Genomic DNA, 19,521 nt, shown 5'->3' with positions numbered 1-19,521 from the left:
ATCCGATACAGTTGCATTGTATCACGAGTGTATTAACCCAAAATTGATCATGTCAACGTCGGAGATTGCATGCAGCGCAAGAATCACGATCCGGACGGTCCGCAGGCAGAGAATGCCTTGTTCGTCCAATCCCTTGCCCGCGGAATGAGCGTTCTGGAAGCGTTTCGCGATGCCGACGGGGCACTGTCGCTTGGCCAGATCGCCACGCGGACCGGGCTGACGCGCAGCGCGGCGCAGCGTCTGGTGCACACCTTTCGCAAGCTGGGCTATCTGACGTTGGCCGAGGATGGTCGCGGCTTTCGTCTGGACCTGCCGATCCTGGACCTGACGCACGACTATCTGCGCCTGAACCCGCTGGTGCGTCGCGCCAGTCCGATCCTGCTGGACCTGCGTCGCAACGTCCGCGAACGGGTCGACCTGTCACTGTTCGATGGTCAGCGCATGGTCTATGCCGCCCGGATGCAAAGCAAGCGCGAGACGTTCTTTGCGACCTTGGTGGGCAACAGCGTGCCCACGACCTGCACGTCGGGTGGTTGGGCCGTCATGGCGATGCTGCCCCCGACCGAGGTCGACCAGATCCTGGACCAGGCCAGTCTTCGGCCGCTGACGCCGCGGACCCTGACCGATCCCCAGGCGATCCGCGACCAAGTCGCGCTGGCACGAGAGGCCGGCCACGCGCTGGCGCTGGAGCAGATCCTGATGGGAGAGGTGGCCCTTGGCGTGGCGATCCCGGACGCATCGGGCCGCCCGATCGCCGCGATCCACATCGCCGGATCGCTGTCGGAGTGGGATCCGGAGGAGTTCCGCCGCCGCAACGCACCCTTGGCCGCAGAGGCCGTGCGCAGCATCGTGTCGGCGTAGGCGACATCATGTATGGCAGCCAAGTACGGCTGATTATTCGACTTTCTGGATATTGGCTGGGGCGGTAGGATTCGAACTGACTTTCGAGGTCAACTGAAATCTCACGCGCTTTTCCAAACACCGTGCAAGATTCCGCGCTTTGGGTGACAATATCTATACCCTACTGTGGTGTCTGACGATCGCCAACACAAGGGCGTAAATCTTGCGCTGTGTAAGAAGCCTTTCGGCTACTGCGATATTTCACGACAGCTCCATCGGCCATAACCATGGATGCCTCGATGCTTGATGTTCCGCGATGGTTCACCGGCGCAATGATAGATCGTCGTCCGCCCGATGTTCATGGTCAACGGGATCGAAGCACCTTCCAGCGTGTTGCCAGATTTGACTGCCGATCTGGACGATCATCAGCGACCCGAGTTCATCGGCAATGAAGCGAAGCCCCGTGACGGGTTCTCCGAAAGCATCAGCCTGATGATGCGCCGCGCGGATCATGTCGGCCCGGGTCAGTCGTCGGACGGCCCGGGCATCGGGTGCCCGAGGAGGTCGAGGACCTCGTTGGTCTGCGCCTCCAGCCGTCCAAGCCTCTCCAAGATGGCCTGATCCCAAGACGACCGGTCGAGCGCCTCCTGACGACGCAGTGCGGCGATCAGATGCTCGGTCGCGGCCGTGAAGCTGGCCTCGATCCTCTGCACCGCGATGAGGTGATCCCGGATCACGTCCGAAATTGCCGGCTGATCGCGGTCCCGGAGCAGTTCGGCCAAAATGTTGTTGAAGGTCCTCAACTGCGCGATGAGGTCGTGAACCTGCTCCACCGAGACGGTGGTGCCCGTATTGGGCGCGGTTGTATCGGTCATTGGTGTTCTCCAAGGTGGTGATCAGATTTGAAATTGTGGGCAGAGCAGCCGCAGCATGAACCTCAAGGTTCGCGGCAATCGCCACAACCATACGGTTCCTCCGGATGCGGGCCATAGTCCGCTCGAAGATAGGTTTCAGCTTTCTGACGAGGTGAATGAGCTGAGAATGTCCGAAGTGATCTGCAGGTCCCGGATCTTTCGGTTTCCCTCGGTGATTTGCTCCCGGAGATGTCGGTTTTCCTCGGTCAGGACTGTTAGCCTCTCTTCCAGACGGGTCAGCGCGACCCTCAACTGCTGAATGCCCTGCCAATGCAATTTCAGTGCCGAAGCCATCCGGTCCATCCGGTGCCGGAACGGGGAAAGCGCTGCCGTCGTGTAGGGGTATTCTTTCGTCATAAGAGTGTCCTGCATCGGGGTGGCACGCGGGCAAGATTACCCGCGGGATATCGGCCAGATCCGCGATCGGGTTAGGCCTAGGATGGTCCTCCCTCTGCGCGCGTTCGTTTGCATATCTGTTCCGGTATTCGATAAACCTCGTCTCAGCGGTCCGCAGCCGGATCCTTCGTTCGATCCTCATCGGACCATTTCGATCACGGAGGTCTCTGATGTCCTGTGCGGACCGAAACGCGTCGGTGCAGCAGAATCCTCTCAGCCGTAAGGATTTATCTCCGGCGATCTGATTGATCGTTACGGTGGTTGGTGTCAGGTGATCGACCTCGAAGCCTTCTACAGCCAGATCAGGGACGAGCCGTTCGATGAGGTCGTTGCGATTATGCACCAAGCCATGTTTGGCGGCCGTGACCCCCTGCTCGATCAGGTGGAAGAGGGCATGTCCTGTTGATTTCCACCCAGAACTGAGCCGGGTTTTCCATCGAGAAGTGAGCCACCTCTGATTATGGATATAGGGTCATAGAGGGGTCAAGGTATGGTTTGTCTCCTTCTTTTTCGTGGCCGCTGCGGCTGAGCTTGCCTTGAACCTGAAGCTGTCGTTTCCGGTCTCCAGGATGTGGCAACGGTGGGTCAGGCGATCGAGCAGTGCGGTGGTCATCTTGGCGTCGCCGAAGACCGTGGCCCATTCGCTGAAGCTGAGATTCGTGGTGATGACCACGCTAGTGCGCTCATAGAGTTTGCTCAGCAGATGGAAGAGCAAAGCGCCGCCTGATGCACTAAAGGGCAGATAGCCCAGCTCGTCCAGGATCACGAGATCGAGGCGGCTGAGACTTTCGGCAATCTGTCCGGCCTTCCCCCTTGTCTTCTCCTGCTCGAGGGCATTGACCAGTTCGATAGTCGAGAAGAAGCGGACCCGCCGGCGGTGCTGTTCGATGGACTGAATGCCCAATGCCGTCGCCACATGGGTCTTTCCGGTCCCTGGGCCACCGATCAGCACAACATTCTGCGCACCCTCCATGAACTCGCCGCAGTGCAGCTGACGCACAGTCGCTTCATTGATCTCGCTGGCGGCGAAGTCGAACCCCGAGAGGTCCTTGTAGGCGGGGAAGCGCGCCGCCTTCATGTGATAGGCAATGGAACGGACCTCGCGCTCGGCCAGCTCCGCTTTCAGCAACTGAGCCAGGATCGGCACAGCAGCGTCAAAAGCAGGCGCCCCCTGTTCGATGAGGTCAGTGACCGACTGCGCCATCCCATGCATCTTCAGACTGCGGAGCATGATGACGATGGCACCGCTGGCGGGATCATGACGCATGACGGCCACCTTCGGTCTGGCTGCGCAGACTGTCGTAGCGCTCGACATTGGCCGATGGCTCGCGCCGCAGGGCCAGCGCCTGCGGGGTATCCAGGGGCGGCCCGCCAACCACCTTCCCATCGATCAAGCGGTGCAGGAGATTCAGTACATGGGTCTTGGTCGCCACGCCCTCGGCCAGGGCCAGCTCCACCGCCGTCAGCACGGCCTGCTCGTCATGCTGCAGAACCAGGGCGAGGATATCGACCATCTCACGATCGCCGCCCGGCTTGCGTATCATTTGGCCCTGTAGTTGCCTGAAGGCAGGCGGCAATTCCAGGAAAGGTGCGCCATTCCGAAGCGCTCCGGGCTTGCGCTGAAGGACAGCCAGGTAGTGCCGCCAATCGTAGATCGTCCGCGGCGGCAGCTGGTGGCTGCGTTGAATCACGCGAGGATGCTCGCACAGGATGTTACCCTCGGCCGCCACGACAAGTCGGTCCGGATAGATCCGCAAGCTGATGGGACGGTTGGCGAATGACGCGGGAACGCTATAGCGATTGCGCTCGAAACTGATCAGGCAGGTGGGCGAGACGCGCTTGCTCAGCTCGATGAAGCCGTCAAAGGCCACCGGCAACGGCATCAAGGCAGCCCGTTCTTCGGCCCAGATATCAGCGATCGTGCCAGGCCGCGTCCCATGCGCCGTGCTTTTCCACAGCTCCAGACAATGCTGTTCCAGCCAGACATTCAACGCGGCGAGGTCTGCGAAGTCAGGCATTCCATGAAGCAACTGGTGACGGGAGTCCCGCACGTTCTTCTCGACCTGCCCTTTCTCCCAACCCGCTGCCGGATTGTAGAACTCGGGCTCGAAGACGTAGTGGTTCGTCATGGCGAGGAAGCGCATGTTGACCTCTCGTTCCTTGCCGCGGCCGACACGATCCACTGCCGTCTTCATGTTGTCGTAGATGCCCCGGGCAGGCACGCCACCAAAAACCCGGAACCCGTGCCAGTGGGCGTCAAACAGCATCTCGTGGGTCTGCAGCAGATAGGCGCGCAGCAAAAAGGCCCGGCTGTGCGACAGCTTGATGTGGGCCATCTGAAGCATGGGTCACGCTCTCCACCCAAAATGGCGAAGTCGTCGCTCCAGTCGAACTGGAAGGCCTCGCCCGGACTGAAGGACAAGGGGACAAAGGTCCCCCGTCCTGCCGTCTGCTGCTCACGCTGACGGTCCGCGCGCCAGTCCCGCGAAAAGGCGGCCACGCGGTTGTAGGATCCGGTGAAGCCGAGCTTGACCAGATCGGCGTGCATCTGCTTCAGCGTTCGTCGCTGCTTGCGCGGCTTGCCGATCTCCGTCTTCAGCCAGCCGGCCAGCTTCTCCGAGAAGGGGTCAAGCTTGCTTGGACGTTCCGGCGCCGCAAACTTTGGCTCGATCGTGTTCGCCGCCAGATGCTTTGACACGGTATTGCGCGAAAGACCCGTGCGCCGAGCGATCTCGCGGATCGACAGCTTCTCGCGCAAGTGCATGCGTCGGATGATGTTCAAAAGCCCCATGTGGATCACTCCGTTACCCCCGCCGCTGACCGCTATGGGGGAAGGTTCACATGGCTCACTTCTCAGTGGAAATTATGCGCTTACCCGGCTCAGTTCTGGGTGGAAATCAACAGTCAGGATGCCCGCGAGGCGCCGTGCGGTTGCCGGACAGGCCGTTCCCAGACCGACCTGAAGGTGGAGGCTTTCGCAACCGATACGTGTGGGAATGCGACGGCGCCATGTGTAGATAGCGGCCCGGCGAAAGACAAAGTGTGCGATGCCCATTCGTGGCCCTCGAAGCTGGGGCGCGGTAGGTCTGGAGGACAGGCATGGAGGACATCGGTCCGATAGCGTGCCTGGCGGCTGCTACCTGCTTATCTTCCAATATTTTAGACGATGTTGGCTGGGGCGGTAGGATTCGAACCTACGGTACACGGTACCAAAAACCGATGCCTTACCACTTGGCCACGCCCCAACTGTGGAGGGTGATTACCCAAGCCCGCAGATGGGTGCAAGACGAAAAATGCAGAAATCTTGCCCCCGTCCCAAAGCCCCGGTATCGACGCGCCATGGAACACGCCGATATCGTCATTCTGGGGGCCGGGGCGGCCGGATTGTTCTGCGCAGGCTCTGCCGTCGCGCAGGGCAGGCGGGTCGTGGTGCTGGATCATGCGCCGACGCCCGCCGAAAAGATCCGCATTTCCGGCGGCGGGCGGTGCAATTTCACCAACCTCGCGACCGGGCCGGACCGTTTCCTGTCGGACAACCCGCGCTTCGCAGCCAGCGCCCTGGCGCGGTATCGTCCGCAGGCCTTCGTCGATCTGGTCGACCGGGCGGGAATCGCTTGGCACGAAAAGACCCAGGGCCAGCTGTTCTGTGACGGCAAGGCCACGCAGATCACCGACATGCTGCTGGACCGCATGGCCGGGGCGGACCTGCGCCTTGGCACGCGCATCGACGGCGTCAGCAAGGATGGTGATCGGTTCGTGGTCGCGACCTCCGGCGGGTCGATCAGCACGGGTCGGGTCGTCGTCGCGACGGGCGGAAAGTCGATTCCCAAGATCGGGGCGACGGGGCTGGGCTATGATCTGGCGCGCCAGTTCGGGTTGCGGCTTGTCGAAACGCGGCCCGCGCTGGTGCCGCTGACCTTTGCGGAACAGGATCTGGCGCTGTGCCGTCCGCTGGCCGGGCTGTCGGTCGAGGCGCGGATCACGCATGGCAGGGGCAGCTTTCGCGACGCGCTGCTGTTCACGCATCGCGGGCTGAGCGGCCCGGTGATCCTGCAGATCTCAAGCTTCTGGCAGGCGGGCGAGGTGCTGACCATCGATCTTGCGCCCGACCGCGACATCGCCGCCGACCTGAAGGCCGCACGCGGCGGCAAGGCGCAGGTGGCGACCGTCCTGGCCCAGATGCTGCCGGAACGCCTTGCGCAATCCGTGGCGGCGGACGCGGGCTTGGCACAGGCGCGGCTGGCCGATCAGCCGAACGCCCGGCTGGACGCGCTGGGCGCGCGCGTGAACCGGTGGCAGGTCCGACCCGTGGGGACCGAAGGCTATCGCACCGCCGAAGTCACCTTGGGCGGCGTGGATACCCGCGATCTGGACGCGCGGACCATGCAGGCGCGCCAAGTGCCCGGTCTGGCGTTCATCGGCGAATGCGTCGACGTGACGGGGTGGCTGGGCGGCTATAATTTTCAGTGGGCCTGGGCGTCAGCGGATGCCGCCGGGCGCGCCGCCTAGGTCCGTGGCGTCGGGCTGAGCAGGTCGCGCCCGTCATCGATGCGACCCCGTTCGACCATCTCCTCGAACGCGGCGTCGGGGTTCAGGTCGGACAGGCGCGCATCGGCGGGGCGTGAGGGGCGGGCAGGGCTTGGACGCGCCTCCGCCTCGGGCTGTTCCAGGCGGATGCGGTGGACGGGTTCCGGCACCAGATAGCCCTTGCTGTCCAGCGCATGGCGCAGCAGGCGAAACGCCTCTCCGCGCGCCAGGTCGAAATCGGTGCCGTCCTGCGAGACCCACCCCCCGGCGCGGATGACCACGTGATCCGGCCCCTGGGCATCCAGCCAGGCAACGGGTTCGGGACGCTTCAGCACGAAATCCATCCCCGCCAGCGCCCTGAGCACCAGATCGCGCGCGCGGCCCAGATCGGCGCCGGGGTCGATGGTCAGGTCGACCATGAACCGGCGTTCGGGGTTGCGCGTGTAATTGGTCAGGACGGCCTTGTAGATGATCTGGTTCGGGATGCGGATGTGATTGCCGTCCAGCGTCAGCAGGGTGGTGCCGCGGCTGGTCAGGCGGATCACCCGACCGCGCAGGCCGTTCACTTCGATCAGGTCGTTCGGGTTGAAGGGTTGGCGCAGCGACAGCAGCATCGTGGCCACGAATCCTTCGATCGTATCGCGGGCGGCAAAGGACAGCGACAGGCCGAAGATACCCGCCGCACCCAGCAATGTCCCCAACAGAGCCCGCGCGCCCATCAGGTCCAGCGCCACGACAAGCGCCACGATCCATGCGGTCAGCCGGATCGTCTGCGCCAGAAATCCGGCGATGAAGGGGTTCGGTGCGATCCCCGACAGGGTTCGTTCTCGCCGCGACAACCAGCCGCCGGCCAGCACGATTATCGCCCCCACGGCCAGGCCCAGTGCCATGAAGGGCAGGCCCGCGATGACCGCGGTCAGGCGTGACTGAAACCTGTCGCGGACCGAGACCAGCCGCGTGCCCAGGTCTGTAGACAGGGTAACCTGATCCTCGATCGCGACGACCCCCTCGACGCGCGCCAGCAGCGATTCAAGGCGCGAGATGGTCTGCTGTTCGGTCACCTCGCCGACCAGCGTCACGATCCCCGCATCGACGCTGGCACGGACGCCATCGAATTCAGGGACTTGCGCGAGGATGCTGGAAATCCTCGACAGGATTGCCAGGTCCGTCGCCCGATTGTCATGTGTCGAGATTGCGCCGCTTGGCGTCGACGGTGCTGACGGATCGGCGACTTGGGCGGCCACGGGGGCCGCCAGTGCCAACAGGATCAGCAGAACGCGGATCATGCCGGGAGCGGGTCGGCCTTTGCCAGCCGGTCGAAGGCCATCAGCGATGCGATCAGCGCGGGCATACGGTCCAGCGGGATCATGTTCGGCCCGTCGGACGGCGCGATGTCGGGGGCTTCGTGCGTTTCGATGAAGACGCCGGCCACGCCCAAAGCCACCGCGGCCCGTGCCATGACCGGGGCGAATTCACGTTGTCCGCCAGAACTGCCGCCCTGACCGCCCGGCTGCTGGACCGAATGGGTCGCGTCCATGATCACCGGATAGCCGGTCCGCGCCATGATCGGCAGCGACCGCATGTCGGCCACCAAGGTGTTATAGCCGAAGCTGGCCCCGCGTTCGGTCAGCAGGATGTTTTCGTTCCCGGTCGAGGCGACCTTGTCCGCGACGTTGGGCATGTCCCAAGGGGCCAGGAACTGACCCTTCTTGATGTTGACCACCGCGCCGGTGCGGCCCGCGGTCAGCAGCAGATCGGTCTGGCGGCACAGAAAGGCGGGGATCTGGATCACGTCGACGACCTGCGCGGCGCGCACCGCCTGGTCCGCGTCATGGATGTCGGTCAGCACGGGGCAGCCGAACCGATCGCGGACCGCGGCCAGGATCTCCAGCCCCTCCTCGATGCCTAAGCCGCGGCGACCCGACAAAGAGGTGCGGTTCGCCTTGTCATAGCTGGCCTTGAAGACGAAGGACGCCCCGGCATCGGCACAGGCCTTGGCCATCACTTCGGCGATCATCAGCGCGTGGTCCAGGCTTTCCAGCTGGCAGGGTCCGGCGATCACCGTCAGCGGCAGGTCGTTGCCGCAAGTGATCGAACCGATGGGGATATGCTTGGCAGTCGTCATGTCGATACCTGTTCGCGTAGGATGGAGGCCGTCAGCGACAGCATCAGATAGATACCCGAAAACACCAGGAATGCCACCAGGGTGTTCTGGAACGCGCGGGGATAGGTGGCCTCATCCGGCGGGATGGGCGCGATGGACAGCGACAGATAGCGGACCTGCTTATTCGCCTCGATGCGCGCGGTTTCCATCTGGGCGGCGGCGGCGGCCAGCATTTCCTGGCGCGTCAGCATCTCGGCCTCGGCAACGCGCAGCTCTCCGCCGATGGCGGCCAGAGAGTTGCGGGTGTCGTTGCCCTGCGTCAGCTGCTGGCGGGTCTGCGTGATCAGGTCGCGCAGGCGGGCGATGTCGCCCTCCACCGCATCGACGCGGCTTTGCAGGGGGCGGGCATTCGACTGCAACTGGCCCAGTTCCAGCTGCTTTTCGGCCAGTTGGCCCTCCAGCATGCTGACCTGCGCCATGACCACGCCGCTTTCCGCGACGGGGTCCAGGACGCCCAGCCTCTCCTGCAACTCCTGGACGCGAAGCTGGGCGGCCAGCATCTTCTCCTCGGCGTCCTGATAGGTCTCGCGCGCGCCGTCCATCTGGTCGGAGCGCATGCGTGAGGTCAGGGCGTCAACAAGCTGTTCCGCATAGGAAATCAGCGCGCGCGAGAACTGTTCGCTTAGCTGCGGGTCGGGCGCGATGACCTCCATGTTCAGCACGCCTTCGGTCGGGTCATAGCCGATCTTGACGGAATCCTTGTACAGGCTGAACGTGGCCTCGTTCGTGGCATCCGCGGGCAGGCGCTTGATCGCATCGACCGACGGGTCCTGGAAGGCGCGCCGGAAGCCCAGATCCTCGTCCAGCCGCAGCATCGCGTCGCGCGATGTCAGATAGCTTTGCACCGCGACCGCGTCCTGGTTCGTGCCCAGGCCCGACCCGCCCAGCATCCCGCTGAGCCCGCTGGCGCCGGATCCGCTTTCGGCCGACTGGATCTGGAACTGCGATACCGTCGCGTAAAGCGGAGAGGCATAGCGGCCGTAATAGATGCCGACCAGTGCGGTCGGCAGGAACACGAACAGCGCCAGCCGCATCGCCAGCATTGCCATGCGGCGGCGGCGGCGGCGGGCCAGGTCGCGCTGGATGCGATAGATTTCGGCGGCGCGCTTTTCTTCGGTCAGTTCCTCGCGGGACGGCAGGGCGGGGCGGCCGGGGGGCGCCGGGCTGCGGTCGGGTAGGATCGACGGCACGGGGGCCTGCCGCACGGCGGGCGCGTTGGGTGAGGGGGCGGCCTGCGCGCGCGTGCCCTCCGACGACAGGATGCTGCCGACGGCGGTGCGATGGGACGGATCGATCCCCCGCTCGCGCAGACGAAGCACGGCCTCCTCGGCCGAGGAAACCTCGATCTGGTGCAGGGCGGCGATGCGCTTGGCGATGCGCAGCTGGCGTTCGGTCAGCTTCTCCGCGCGGATGGCGGCCAGTCGCGCCTCCATGTCGCCAGAATCCGCAGGGGGGGCGGCCGGCATGTCCTTTTCGGGGGACGGCGCTGCGGGCTTGGTCAGGCGAAAATCACCCAGGCCGTCGTCGATCGGTTCGGTGGCCAGGAACCGTTCCAGCCGCGCCTGGCGTTCGGACGCGTCAGAGGCGGGGGCATCGCTGCGGCGCGCGACCTCCAACCGAGGCGGCGCGGGGCTGTCCGATGCGATCGGTTCCGCCGGCGGGGGCGTCTGGGGCGTGATCGAGGCCATCGCCTGCGTGTTGTACCGGCGCGCTTTAGGAGGTGTAGTCATAATATTGCTTGGCCTCGTCGAGGGTCTCGAACAGATACAGCCTGCCATCACGCAGGATCGCGGCGCGGTTGCAGAACTTCTCGATCGTGCTGGGCTGGTGGGACACGATCACCGTGGTCGCGGTCTGAAGCCGCTCGAACAGGACGCGACCGGCCTTCCGATTGAATTCCACATCCGTGGTCTGGGGCATGCCCTCGTCGATCAGGTAGATGTCGAAATCCAGCGCCAGCAGCAGCGAGAAGTTGAACCGTTGCCGCATGCCCGTGGAATAGGTGCCGACCGGCATGTCGAAATATTCGTGGATGTCGCACAGCCACCGCGTGAAGGCCGCGACGTAATCAGGGTCCAGCCCATAGATGCGCGCGATGTAACGCGCGTTCTCGTTGCCGGTGTGGCGCGTGACCAGGCCGCCCATGAACCCCAGGGGAAACGAGATGCGGCATTCGCGGCGGATCTTGCCTTCGTCGGGCTTTTCCAGCCCGCACATCATGTTCACCAGGGTGGTCTTGCCGGTGCCGTTGGGGGCCAGGATGCCAAGCGATTGCCCCAGCTCAACCCTGAACGAGGCCTGCTCGAGGATGATCTTGTGCTGCTTGCCGGTCCAGAAGGATTTGGACACATTGTCGAATTCAAGCATGGCCTTGTTATACCAACGCGTTTTGGCACGAGGCGTGCCATGCCGGGTGCCTCGACTGCCAAGGCGACATTAGGGTGGGGCGGACGGGGTGTCCAGTCTTGCCATCGGGCCCGATAATTTGTGATCTGACCAGCCTTATATCGCCGCAATTTCGCCATAAATGCGACGCATGTATGATCACGACGCCCCGCTGGCCGACCGTATCCGTGCCTGCAGGCTGTGCGCGGACCGCTTTGCCGTGACCGCCACGCGCCATGCGCCCCGACCGGTGGTCTGGTTCCGGCCGGGAACGCGGATCCTGATCGTGGGGCAGGCGCCGGGGGCGCGGGTCCATGACAGCGGGCGGCCCTTCACCGACCGTTCCGGCGACAGGCTGCGCGACTGGATGGGGGTGGAGCCGGACACCTTCTATGACCGCGACCGGATCTCGATCGTGCCGATGGCCTTCTGCTTTCCGGGTTACGACGCCAAGGGGTCGGACCTGCCGCCCCCGCCCATCTGCGCGGCGACGTGGCGGCGGCAGGTGATGGACCAGCTGAACCCGCAGCTGACCCTGCTGGTCGGCGGGCACGCGATGCGGTGGCATCTGGGCGCGCGCAACGTGACGCAGACCGTCCGGGACTGGCGCACCCATGCGCCGGCGGTGTTTCCGCTGCCCCATCCCAGCTGGCGCAACACCGGATGGCTGCGCGCCAATCCGTGGTTCGCGACCGACCTGCTGCCCGTGCTGCGGGACCGCGTGGCGACCCTGCTGGGCTGATCAAGGCCAGGTCCACGCCCAGGACGCTTTGTGGCCGTGCGGGCTTGTGTTTCGCACACGCATCCGTGACGATAAGACCATCCAGCGGGAACGCGCCTGTCATGCCTTCCCGCCAATCATCGTTAGGGAGACGCCGACATGGGTAAATTGAAACCGATCCTGCTGAGCACCGCCATGGCACTGGGTGCCACGCCGCTGATGGCGCAGGAAGAACAGTTCATCACCATCGGCACTGGCGGCCAGACGGGCGTCTATTACGTCGTGGGTCAGTCGATCTGCCGCTTGGTGAACCGCGACACGGCGACCACCGGCCTGCGCTGCACCGCGCCCGAGACCGGTGGATCCATCGACAACATCAACCAGATCCGGTCCGGCGGCATGACGATGGGCGTGGCCCAGTCCGACTGGCAGTTCCACGCCTATAACGGCAGCTCGGACTATGAGGGCGATGCCTTCACCGACCTGCGCGCCGTGTTCGCCGTCCACCCCGAGCCCTTCACCGTCGTTGCCCGCGCCGACAGCGGCGTCGAGACCTTTACCGACCTGGCAGGCAAGCGCGTCAACGTGGGCAACCCCGGTTCCGGATCGCGCGGCACGTTCGAGGTCGTCCTGGAGGCCATGGGCATGAGCATGGACGACTTTGCGCTGTCGTCGGAACTGCGCCCCGCCGAACAGTCGGCTGCCCTGGGCGACAACCAGGTCGATGCCATCAGCTATACCGTGGGCCATCCCAACGGTTCGATCCAGGAGGCAACCTCGACCGTGGACGCGACCCTGGTCGACGTGTCCGGCGAGGCGATCGACAAGCTGATCGCGGACAATCCGTTCTACTCCAAGGTCGTGATCCCTGGCGGTATGTATGCCGGCAACGACGACGACACCGAGACCTTCGGCGTCAAGGCGACCTTCGTGACCTCGGCCGCGATCCCGGACGAGACGGTGTACCAGGTCGTCAAGGCGGTCTTCGACAACTTCGATCGCTTCAAGGGTCTGCACCCGGCCTTCGCCTCGCTGACCCCCGAAGAAATGATCGCCGACGGCAACAGCGCGCCCCTGCACCCCGGTGCCGAGCGCTACTATCGCGAACAGGGCTGGATCCAGTAATCCAGGCCTGGCCGGGGCGGCCCCATCGGGCCGCCCTTCATCATGACCAACGAATAACAAGATGCATCGCAGGGGGTGCCGTGATGAGCGACGACGACAAGACCAGGGAACGCCAGCAGCAGGCCAGCGCGGTCGAGATGCAGGCGTCGGGCCACGGCGCCCTGACCCAGGAGGAACTGGACGAACTGGTCGCCTCGTCGGACACGGGCGCGCGCACTCCGCCGGGTTTCGTGGGCAAGCTGATCCTGGGGGTGGCCCTGTGCTGGTCGCTGTTCCAGCTGTGGATCGCCTCGCCGCTGCCCTTCATGCTGAACTTTGCCATCATCAGCGCCACGGATGCCCGCGCGGTCCATCTGGCCTTCGCGCTGTTTCTGGCTTTCATGGCCTATCCCGCTGAGAAGTCGCCTTTCCAGCTGGCCCTTGGTGTGTCGGTTCCGGTGATCCTGTCCGGGCTGTTCATTTATGGCGCGCCCGCCGCGATGCCGCTGTGGTGGCTGGCACTGGCCGGGGCGGGCGTCGTCGCGGCCGTGCTGCTGGGCAGCCCCAAGACCCGCGTTCCGCCATGGGAATGGTTGCTGGCGCTGGCCGGCGTGGTCGTCACCATGTACGTCTTTATCAACAGCGACGCGCTTGGCCGCCGGGTCGGCGCGCCGATCACCACGGACCTGATCGTGGCGGTCGTGGGCATCCTGCTGCTGCTGGAGGCCACGCGCCGCAGCCTTGGACCGGCCCTGATGATCGTGGCTACGGTGTTCCTGGCCTATACCTTCCTGGGCCCCTACATGCCGTCGATCATCGCGCATCGCGGCAATTCGCTGGCCGAGGTCGCCAACCACCAGTGGGTCACGACCGAAGGCGTGTTCGGCATCGCCCTTGGCGTGTCGACCAGCTTCGTGTTCCTGTTCGTGCTGTTCGGCGCGCTGTTGGACAAGGCGGGCGCGGGCAACTATTTCATCCAGGTCGCCTTTTCGCTGATGGGCCACCTGCGCGGCGGGCCTGCCAAGGCCGCCGTCGTCAGCAGCGCCATGACCGGCCTGATCTCGGGCTCGTCCATCGCCAACGTGGTCACCACGGGCACCTTCACCATTCCGCTGATGAAGAAGGTGGGCTTTTCCAGCGAAAAGGCCGGGGCGGTCGAGACCGCGTCGTCGGTCAACGGCCAGATCATGCCGCCCGTCATGGGCGCCGCGGCCTTCCTGATGGTCGAATATGTGGGCATTCCCTATTTCGACGTGGTCAAGCACGCCTTCCTGCCCGCCACGATCAGCTATATCGCACTGGTCTACATCGTGCATCTCGAGGCCATGAAGGCCGGGATGCAGGGCCTGCCACGTGCCTATACGCCGCCGCCGCTGCTGCGCCGGCTGATGTTCGCGGCCTTCCTGATCGCGGGCATCTGCGCGCTGTCGCTGGCGGTCTATTACCTGATGGGCTGGATCCGGCCCGCATTCGGTGCGGCCGCCCCCTACGTGGTGTTTGCCGTCCTGACGGCGGCCTATGTCGGCCTGCTGTGGGTCGCGTCGCGCGAGGAGCCGCTGCAGATCGACGATCCCAACGCGCCGGTGACGGAACTGCCGCTGCCGGGGCCGACGGTCCGGTCGGGTCTGCACTTCATCCTGCCGGTGGTCGTGCTGGTCTGGGCGCTGATGGTCGACCGCCTGTCGCCGGGCCTGTCGGCCTTCTGGGCCACCGCCTACATGATCTTCATCCTGCTGACGCAGCGACCGCTGATGGTGCTGCTGCGCGGGTCCGACCGCACCGGAAACGCCCGCACCGGGCGCGCATTGCGGGCCGGGTTCGACGATCTGGTGGACGGGCTTATCTCTGGCGCACGCAACATGATCGGCATCGGCATCGCCACGGCGACCGCGGGCATCATCGTGGGCGCGGTCAGTCAGACCGGCGTCGGATCGGCCCTGGCCGAAGTGGTCGAGGTCCTGTCGGGCGGCCATCTGCTGGCCATCCTTGGCCTGACCGCGGTCCTGTCGCTGATCCTGGGGATGGGTCTGCCCACGACGGCGAACTATATCGTCGTCTCGGCGCTGCTGGCGCCGGTCATCGTGACGCTTGGTCAGCAGAACGGGCTGATCGTGCCGCTGATCGCGGTGCACCTGTTCGTGTTCTATTTCGGCATCATGGCCGACGTGACCCCGCCCGTGGGCCTTGCATCCTTTGCCGCGGCCGCCGTGTCGGGAGGCGATCCGATCAAGACCGGGGTCGTCGCCTTCGGCTACAGCATGCGCACGGCGGTCCTGCCGTTCCTGTTCATCTTCAACACCGATCTGCTGCTGATCGACGTGGGCTGGGGGCAGGGGATCTTCGTCTTCATCACGGCGACCATCGCGATGCTGCTGTTCGCGGCCGCGACCCAGGGCTGGTTCCTGGTCCGCAGCAAGCTGTGGGAGACGGTCTTGCTGCTGGTGATCGCCTTTACCATCTTCCGACCCGGCTTCTTCTGGGGCTACGTCTTCCCGCCGTTCGAGGAGCGTTCGGGCGCGGAACTGGTCCAGGCGCTGGAGGACAGCGAGGTCGGCGACGGCCTGCGCCTGCGCATCGCCGGGCTGAACGACATCGGCAACCCTGTCGAGTTCACGGCCCTGCTGCCCGTCCCCGAAGGCGCCACCGGAGAGGAACGGCTGGAGGCCGCGGGCATCACCCTGATCCAGGACGGTGATCGCACGCTGATCGATAACGTGGCGTTCGACAGCCCGGCGCAGGCGGCGGGGCTGGACTGGGATCAAACCGTGCTTGCCGTGAACGCCCCGGCGGCGGCGCCGTCGCGGTACTGGATCTATATCCCGGCCTTCCTGCTGATGGGGCTGGTGATCTGGTCGCAGCGTCGGCGCGAGACGCGCCCCCAACCCGTGAAAGGACCGCGCCATGCATGACGTCGTGCTGCTGCCGATCGACCTTCAGCATCCCGAAAGCTGGGAAAAGGCCCTGCCGGCCGCGATGCGGCTGGCGGGGGACCAGGGCGTGATCCACCTGCTGGGGATCGTGCATGATTTCGGCAGCTCGATGGTGGCGACCTTCCTGCCCAAGGGGTACGAACAGAAGGCCCTGCAGAAGATGAAGGGCGCGCTGGACGATTTCGCCAGCCAGCATTTCCCCGACCAGTCGCGCGTGCAGGTGCATGTCGGCCACGGGCATGTGGCCGAGACGATCCTCAAGGCCGCGGCCCGGCACAAGGCGGACCTGATCGTGATGGCCAGCGACAAGCCGGACGAGCTGCGCAGCATCCTGGTCAGCCGCGATGCCAACGCCGTCGTGCGCCATTCGCCGGTCTCGGTCATGGTGGTGCGCTAGGACATGAAGACCGACCTTCAGATCGCGCGCGCCGCGACCAAGCGGCCGATCAACGACATCGCCGCCCGTCTTGGTCTGACCCCCGACCAGATTTTGCCCTATGGCCATGACAAGGCCAAGATCACCCATGACGCGCTGGCCGGTCTAAGCGGGCCCGAAGGACGCCTGATCCTGGTCACCGCCATCAACCCGACCCCTGCGGGAGAGGGCAAGACCACCACGACCGTGGGTCTGGGCGATGCGCTGAACCGGATCGGCCACCGTGCCACCATCTGCATCCGCGAGGCCAGCCTGGGCCCGAACTTCGGCATGAAGGGCGGGGCGGCCGGGGGCGGGCGCGCGCAGATCGTGCCGATGGAGGAGATGAACCTTCACTTCACCGGCGATTTCCATGCCATCACCTCGGCCCACAATCTGCTGGCCGCGATGATCGACAACCACATCCACTGGGGCAATGCGCTTGACCTGGACACGCGCCGCATCACCTGGCGGCGGGTCATGGACATGAACGACCGCGCGCTGCGTGATGTGGTCGTGGGGCTGGGCGGTCCGGCGAACGGGTTTTCGCGCCAGACCGGTTTCGACATCACCGTCGCGTCCGAGGTGATGGCGATCCTGTGCCTGTCCCGCGATCTGCCCGATCTGCAGGATCGGCTTGGCCGGATCGTCGTGGGCTATACCCGCGACCGCCAACCCGTCACCGCCCGCGATCTGCAGGCGGACGGCGCGATGACCGTCCTTCTGAAGGACGCGTTGCAGCCGAACCTGGTCCAGACGCTGGAGAACAACCCGGCGCTGGTTCATGGCGGCCCCTTCGCCAATATCGCCCATGGCTGCAACAGCGTCATTGCGACCCGCGCCGCCCTGCGCCTGTCCGATTACGTGGTGACCGAAGCGGGCTTCGGCGCCGATCTGGGGGCCGAGAAGTTCCTGAACATCAAGTGCCGCCTTGCGGGGCTTGCGCCGGCGGCCGTCGTGCTGGTGGCCACGGTGCGGGCGCTGAAGATGAACGGCGGCGTGGCCAAGGCCGATCTGGCGGCGGAAGACGTCGCGGCGGTCACCGCGGGCTGCGCCAATCTGGGCCGGCACATCGAGAACATCCGCAGCTTTGGCCTGCCGGTCGTCGTGGCGTTGAACCATTTCGATGGCGACACCCCGGCCGAGATCGCGGCCCTGCAGGACTACTGCGCCGAACAGGGGGTGCAGGCCATCCTGGCGCGGCACTGGGCCATGGGTGGCGCCGGTGCCGAGGATCTGGCCCGCGCGGTCGTCGCCCTGGCGGAACAGCCTGCGGCATTCGCGCCGCTTTACCCCGACGCGATGCCGCTGTGGGACAAGATCCAGACGGTCTGCACCCATATCCACCGCGCCGCGCAGGTCGAACCCGGTCCCGGCGTCCTGGATCAACTGGCCGCCTGGCAGGCGGCGGGCCATGGGCATATGCCGGTCTGCATCGCCAAGACGCAGTACAGCTTTTCGACCGATCCGGACCTGCGCGGCGCGCCCACCGGGCATGTCATCCCGGTGCGAGAGGTGCGGCTTAACGCGGGCGCGGGCTTTGTCGTGGCGATCTGCGGGCAGATCATGACCATGCCGGGCCTGCCGCGCCATCCTGCAGCCGAGGTCATCCGGCTGGACGATCTGGGACAGGTCGAGGGGTTGTTCTGACCCGATCAGGCGGCGGCCACTTCCTTGGCTTCCGGTTCGAACAGGCGGGACAGCAGGGTCAGGCGATCCAGGCTGTCCAGCATCCGGGGCAGGGGCGCATCCTGCGTCAGCGCCTCTACGCACAGGCGGCGGGTCATGGCGCGGACCGCGGGGCTGGCCGGGCCGTCTGCGTGATGCTGCGCGATGCGGGCGCAGTCGGTGAAGGCCGCGACGTCACCGGCCAGCGCGGCGCGGTCCCACAGCCGCATCACGGCATCCGGCAGGGGGGTCGCGATGGCCACGATGCGCCCGGTCAGCCATGCGGCCTCGGGTCCGTCCAGGCCGGATGGGCGGTCACCGTGACGCGTCAGGCCAAGCCATGCGCGCAGATGCCGGGCCGCGACCGCGTCGCGAAAGCAGATGCGCCCCAATCGGGTCAGGTCATCGGGCATCGCCTGGCGCGAGGGGGACAGGCGGGCGAACCAGTTCTCTCCGGTCGCGCGGGTCAGGCTGGTTGCCGCGTGCAGGGCCTGCGCCTTGGGGATGTCCATCGCGGCGATCCGGTCGGCCAGCTGGCGGGCGGTGGTCTGGACGGGATGGGGCTGCAGCCAGACGGGCGCGGGACCGCGCCAGCGTTTCCACGCCGCCATGTGCAGCGCCATCGCCACATGGACCGTCGGCTGGACCGCATCCGCGAATGTCTGGTCCGCGGTGGCAAAACCCAGCCTGACGGGAAATGATCCGTCGGGCCGCTGGACTTGGATCAGGTCGGAAAGCATGTCCGCCACCGGGTGGTCGTCGTCCAGCAGCCGCAGGCAGAACGCGATCCGGGCAACCGACCCCGTGCATCCCGCGCCCTGTGCCCAGGTTGCCAGCATTCTCAGGTGGTCGAAGATCAGCGTATAGGCGCGCGGGTGGGACAGGCGGGGACGCCGCGCGCCATGATGATAAAGCTGCATCAGCAGCTGCGCCACCTGTGCCACGTGATCGGGGGTGATCGAGGTCGGGGGCGTGGTCAGCACGGCCTCGGCCTCTGCCAGCAGGACGGGCTCGTCGGACAGCGCCAACCTGTGCGGCAGGGGCAGGGCGGGGTCGTCGGCCAGCGCCTCGCAGGCCAGCTGCCACAGGGGGTCCATCTGGGCGACCAGACCGCCCGCCAGCGTCAGGCGGACCAGCGCATCGTCCCGCGCGCCGTCAAGAACGCGCAAGGCGCCCTGGCGAACCAGATCGGGCGTCAGGCGACGCAGCACGATCACCTCGATCGGCGAGATGCGCCCGCGCAGGCCCGACAGCACCGGCGCGACCTGTCCCACCAGCGCCAGCGCGCCGATGTCGGGATGATCCAGCGGGCAGGGATCGGGCAGGGCCATGATGCGCTGGCGCAGCCATTCAAGGCCGCGGTTGGACAGCAGCCGCATCAATTGGTCCCATGATCCGTCCATCTGCGCCCTCGTCCGTTTCGCGGTTGATCATGCGACAAGGACGCGCGGGTTCAA

Annotated in this window: 18 protein-coding genes, 1 tRNA gene and 1 pseudogene; 8 read left to right on the top strand and 12 right to left on the bottom strand. The window is 65.5% G+C overall.

The window, feature by feature from the left end; all coding sequences use genetic code 11:
• Nucleotides 1-69: 69 nt before the first annotated feature.
• On the top strand, nt 70-861 hold the full coding sequence (locus tag EOJ32_RS12200; protein WP_127898730.1) for an IclR family transcriptional regulator: 792 nt from the start codon (nt 70-72) through the stop codon (nt 859-861).
• A 300-nt stretch (nt 862-1,161) separates the two neighbouring features.
• Here EOJ32_RS12200 and EOJ32_RS12195 read toward each other — a convergent pair whose 3' ends face one another.
• From EOJ32_RS12195 to EOJ32_RS12185, 3 genes are all read right to left on the bottom strand, one after another.
• Nucleotides 1,162-1,353: a hypothetical protein gene (locus EOJ32_RS12195; RefSeq protein WP_127898729.1), complete on the bottom strand. Its 192-nt coding sequence runs from the start codon at nt 1,351-1,353 to the stop codon at nt 1,162-1,164.
• An 11-nt stretch (nt 1,354-1,364) separates the two neighbouring features.
• The gene (locus EOJ32_RS12190) at nt 1,365-1,715 is read right to left on the bottom strand and encodes a hypothetical protein (protein ID WP_127898728.1); all 351 of its coding nucleotides are present in this window, start codon (nt 1,713-1,715) and stop codon (nt 1,365-1,367) included.
• Between the two features lie 135 nt (nt 1,716-1,850).
• Nucleotides 1,851-2,111, bottom strand: coding sequence for a hypothetical protein (locus tag EOJ32_RS12185; protein ID WP_127898727.1), 261 nt, complete (start codon nt 2,109-2,111; stop codon nt 1,851-1,853).
• A gap of 310 nt (nt 2,112-2,421) precedes the next feature.
• Between EOJ32_RS12185 and EOJ32_RS20535 the strand changes: the two genes are divergently transcribed.
• Nucleotides 2,422-2,556, top strand: a complete 135-nt coding sequence (locus EOJ32_RS20535) for a hypothetical protein (protein WP_256370505.1) — start codon at nt 2,422-2,424, stop codon at nt 2,554-2,556.
• A gap of 66 nt (nt 2,557-2,622) precedes the next feature.
• Here the strand turns inward: EOJ32_RS20535 and istB are convergent, their stop codons facing one another.
• From istB to EOJ32_RS12170, 4 genes and pseudogenes are all read right to left on the bottom strand, one after another.
• Nucleotides 2,623-3,417, bottom strand: coding sequence for an IS21-like element helper ATPase IstB (gene istB, locus EOJ32_RS12180; RefSeq protein WP_127897961.1), 795 nt, complete (start codon nt 3,415-3,417; stop codon nt 2,623-2,625).
• A pseudogene (istA, locus tag EOJ32_RS12175) lies at nt 3,407-4,941 on the bottom strand (IS21 family transposase). Before istA ends, istB begins: the two are co-directional and overlap by 11 nt.
• A 72-nt stretch (nt 4,942-5,013) precedes the next feature.
• Nucleotides 5,014-5,205 carry a DUF6538 domain-containing protein gene (locus EOJ32_RS20690; RefSeq protein ID WP_371705513.1) on the bottom strand — a complete coding sequence of 64 codons (192 nt, stop codon included), beginning with the start codon at nt 5,203-5,205 and terminating at the stop codon, nt 5,014-5,016.
• Between the two features lie 115 nt (nt 5,206-5,320).
• Nucleotides 5,321-5,395, bottom strand: a tRNA-Gln gene (locus EOJ32_RS12170).
• A 94-nt stretch (nt 5,396-5,489) separates the two neighbouring features.
• On the opposite strand from EOJ32_RS12170, the gene EOJ32_RS12165 reads away from it, so the two are divergent.
• Nucleotides 5,490-6,659 carry an NAD(P)/FAD-dependent oxidoreductase gene (locus EOJ32_RS12165; RefSeq protein ID WP_127898726.1) on the top strand — a complete coding sequence of 390 codons (1,170 nt, stop codon included), beginning with the start codon at nt 5,490-5,492 and terminating at the stop codon, nt 6,657-6,659.
• Here EOJ32_RS12165 and EOJ32_RS12160 read toward each other — a convergent pair.
• The 4 genes from EOJ32_RS12160 to EOJ32_RS12145 are packed head-to-tail and all read right to left on the bottom strand — an operon-like array spanning nt 6,656 to nt 11,208.
• Nucleotides 6,656-7,963: a mechanosensitive ion channel family protein gene (locus EOJ32_RS12160; protein WP_127898725.1), complete on the bottom strand. Its 1,308-nt coding sequence runs from the start codon at nt 7,961-7,963 to the stop codon at nt 6,656-6,658. The two genes, EOJ32_RS12165 and EOJ32_RS12160, sit on opposite strands and share 4 nt — an antisense overlap.
• Nucleotides 7,960-8,802: a 3-deoxy-8-phosphooctulonate synthase gene (gene kdsA / locus EOJ32_RS12155; RefSeq protein ID WP_127898724.1), complete on the bottom strand. Its 843-nt coding sequence runs from the start codon at nt 8,800-8,802 to the stop codon at nt 7,960-7,962. The genes EOJ32_RS12160 and kdsA overlap by 4 nt, the downstream gene beginning before the upstream one ends.
• Nucleotides 8,799-10,571, bottom strand: a complete 1,773-nt coding sequence (locus EOJ32_RS12150) for a capsule biosynthesis protein (RefSeq protein WP_127898723.1) — start codon at nt 10,569-10,571, stop codon at nt 8,799-8,801. Before EOJ32_RS12150 ends, kdsA begins: the two co-directional genes overlap by 4 nt.
• On the bottom strand, nt 10,555-11,208 hold the full coding sequence (locus EOJ32_RS12145) for an ABC transporter ATP-binding protein (protein ID WP_045981699.1): 654 nt from the start codon (nt 11,206-11,208) through the stop codon (nt 10,555-10,557). The genes EOJ32_RS12150 and EOJ32_RS12145 overlap by 17 nt, the downstream gene beginning before the upstream one ends.
• 169 nt (nt 11,209-11,377) lie before the next feature.
• On the opposite strand from EOJ32_RS12145, the gene EOJ32_RS12140 reads away from it, so the two are divergent.
• The 5 genes from EOJ32_RS12140 to EOJ32_RS12120 all read left to right on the top strand — a co-directional run bounded on the left by EOJ32_RS12140 (nt 11,378) and on the right by EOJ32_RS12120 (nt 18,046).
• The gene (locus EOJ32_RS12140) at nt 11,378-11,968 is read left to right on the top strand and encodes a uracil-DNA glycosylase family protein (RefSeq protein ID WP_127898722.1); all 591 of its coding nucleotides are present in this window, start codon (nt 11,378-11,380) and stop codon (nt 11,966-11,968) included.
• Between the two features lie 138 nt (nt 11,969-12,106).
• Nucleotides 12,107-13,072: a TAXI family TRAP transporter solute-binding subunit gene (locus EOJ32_RS12135; protein WP_127898721.1), complete on the top strand. Its 966-nt coding sequence runs from the start codon at nt 12,107-12,109 to the stop codon at nt 13,070-13,072.
• 83 nt (nt 13,073-13,155) lie between these two features.
• Nucleotides 13,156-15,960 carry a TRAP transporter permease gene (locus EOJ32_RS12130; protein WP_127898720.1) on the top strand — a complete coding sequence of 935 codons (2,805 nt, stop codon included), beginning with the start codon at nt 13,156-13,158 and terminating at the stop codon, nt 15,958-15,960.
• Entirely contained in the window at nt 15,953-16,378 is a 426-nt protein-coding gene (locus tag EOJ32_RS12125; protein WP_127898719.1) for a universal stress protein, read from the top strand. The genes EOJ32_RS12130 and EOJ32_RS12125 overlap by 8 nt, the downstream gene beginning before the upstream one ends.
• Nucleotides 16,379-16,381: 3 nt before the next feature.
• Entirely contained in the window at nt 16,382-18,046 is a 1,665-nt protein-coding gene (locus tag EOJ32_RS12120) for a formate--tetrahydrofolate ligase (protein WP_127898718.1), read from the top strand.
• A 5-nt stretch (nt 18,047-18,051) separates the two neighbouring features.
• On the opposite strand, the gene EOJ32_RS12115 is transcribed toward EOJ32_RS12120, so the two are convergent.
• Entirely contained in the window at nt 18,052-19,443 is a 1,392-nt protein-coding gene (locus EOJ32_RS12115; protein WP_127898717.1) for a hypothetical protein, read from the bottom strand.
• Nucleotides 19,444-19,521: the final 78 nt, after the last annotated feature.

This window comes from Paracoccus sp. Arc7-R13 (assembly GCF_004010775.1).
In the GTDB taxonomy this organism is placed as follows: Bacteria; Pseudomonadota; Alphaproteobacteria; order Rhodobacterales; family Rhodobacteraceae; genus Paracoccus; species Paracoccus marcusii.
This window is presented reverse-complemented; position numbering and strand designations above follow the sequence as displayed.

Excerpts from the sequence above, each read along its gene's own strand:
- EOJ32_RS12145 (WP_045981699.1), bottom strand. The coding sequence starts at position 11,208 with ATGCTTGAATTCGACAATGTGTCCAAATCCTTCTGGACCGGCAAGCAG.
- EOJ32_RS12125 (WP_127898719.1), top strand. The coding sequence starts at position 15,953 with ATGCATGACGTCGTGCTGCTGCCGATCGACCTTCAGCATCCCGAAAGC.
- EOJ32_RS12165 (WP_127898726.1), top strand. The coding sequence starts at position 5,490 with ATGGAACACGCCGATATCGTCATTCTGGGGGCCGGGGCGGCCGGATTG.
- EOJ32_RS12200 (WP_127898730.1), top strand. The coding sequence starts at position 70 with ATGCAGCGCAAGAATCACGATCCGGACGGTCCGCAGGCAGAGAATGCC.
- EOJ32_RS12160 (WP_127898725.1), bottom strand. The coding sequence starts at position 7,963 with ATGATCCGCGTTCTGCTGATCCTGTTGGCACTGGCGGCCCCCGTGGCC.
- EOJ32_RS20690 (WP_371705513.1), bottom strand. The coding sequence starts at position 5,205 with ATGGGCATCGCACACTTTGTCTTTCGCCGGGCCGCTATCTACACATGG.
- EOJ32_RS12115 (WP_127898717.1), bottom strand. The coding sequence starts at position 19,443 with ATGCGGCTGCTGTCCAACCGCGGCCTTGAATGGCTGCGCCAGCGCATC.
- EOJ32_RS12130 (WP_127898720.1), top strand. The coding sequence starts at position 13,156 with ATGAGCGACGACGACAAGACCAGGGAACGCCAGCAGCAGGCCAGCGCG.
- kdsA (WP_127898724.1), bottom strand. The coding sequence starts at position 8,802 with ATGACGACTGCCAAGCATATCCCCATCGGTTCGATCACTTGCGGCAAC.
- EOJ32_RS12185 (WP_127898727.1), bottom strand. The coding sequence starts at position 2,111 with ATGACGAAAGAATACCCCTACACGACGGCAGCGCTTTCCCCGTTCCGG.
- EOJ32_RS12140 (WP_127898722.1), top strand. The coding sequence starts at position 11,378 with ATGTATGATCACGACGCCCCGCTGGCCGACCGTATCCGTGCCTGCAGG.
- EOJ32_RS12150 (WP_127898723.1), bottom strand. The coding sequence starts at position 10,571 with ATGACTACACCTCCTAAAGCGCGCCGGTACAACACGCAGGCGATGGCC.
- EOJ32_RS12190 (WP_127898728.1), bottom strand. The coding sequence starts at position 1,715 with ATGACCGATACAACCGCGCCCAATACGGGCACCACCGTCTCGGTGGAG.
- istB (WP_127897961.1), bottom strand. The coding sequence starts at position 3,417 with ATGCGTCATGATCCCGCCAGCGGTGCCATCGTCATCATGCTCCGCAGT.
- EOJ32_RS12135 (WP_127898721.1), top strand. The coding sequence starts at position 12,107 with ATGGGTAAATTGAAACCGATCCTGCTGAGCACCGCCATGGCACTGGGT.
- EOJ32_RS12195 (WP_127898729.1), bottom strand. The coding sequence starts at position 1,353 with ATGATCCGCGCGGCGCATCATCAGGCTGATGCTTTCGGAGAACCCGTC.
- EOJ32_RS12120 (WP_127898718.1), top strand. The coding sequence starts at position 16,382 with ATGAAGACCGACCTTCAGATCGCGCGCGCCGCGACCAAGCGGCCGATC.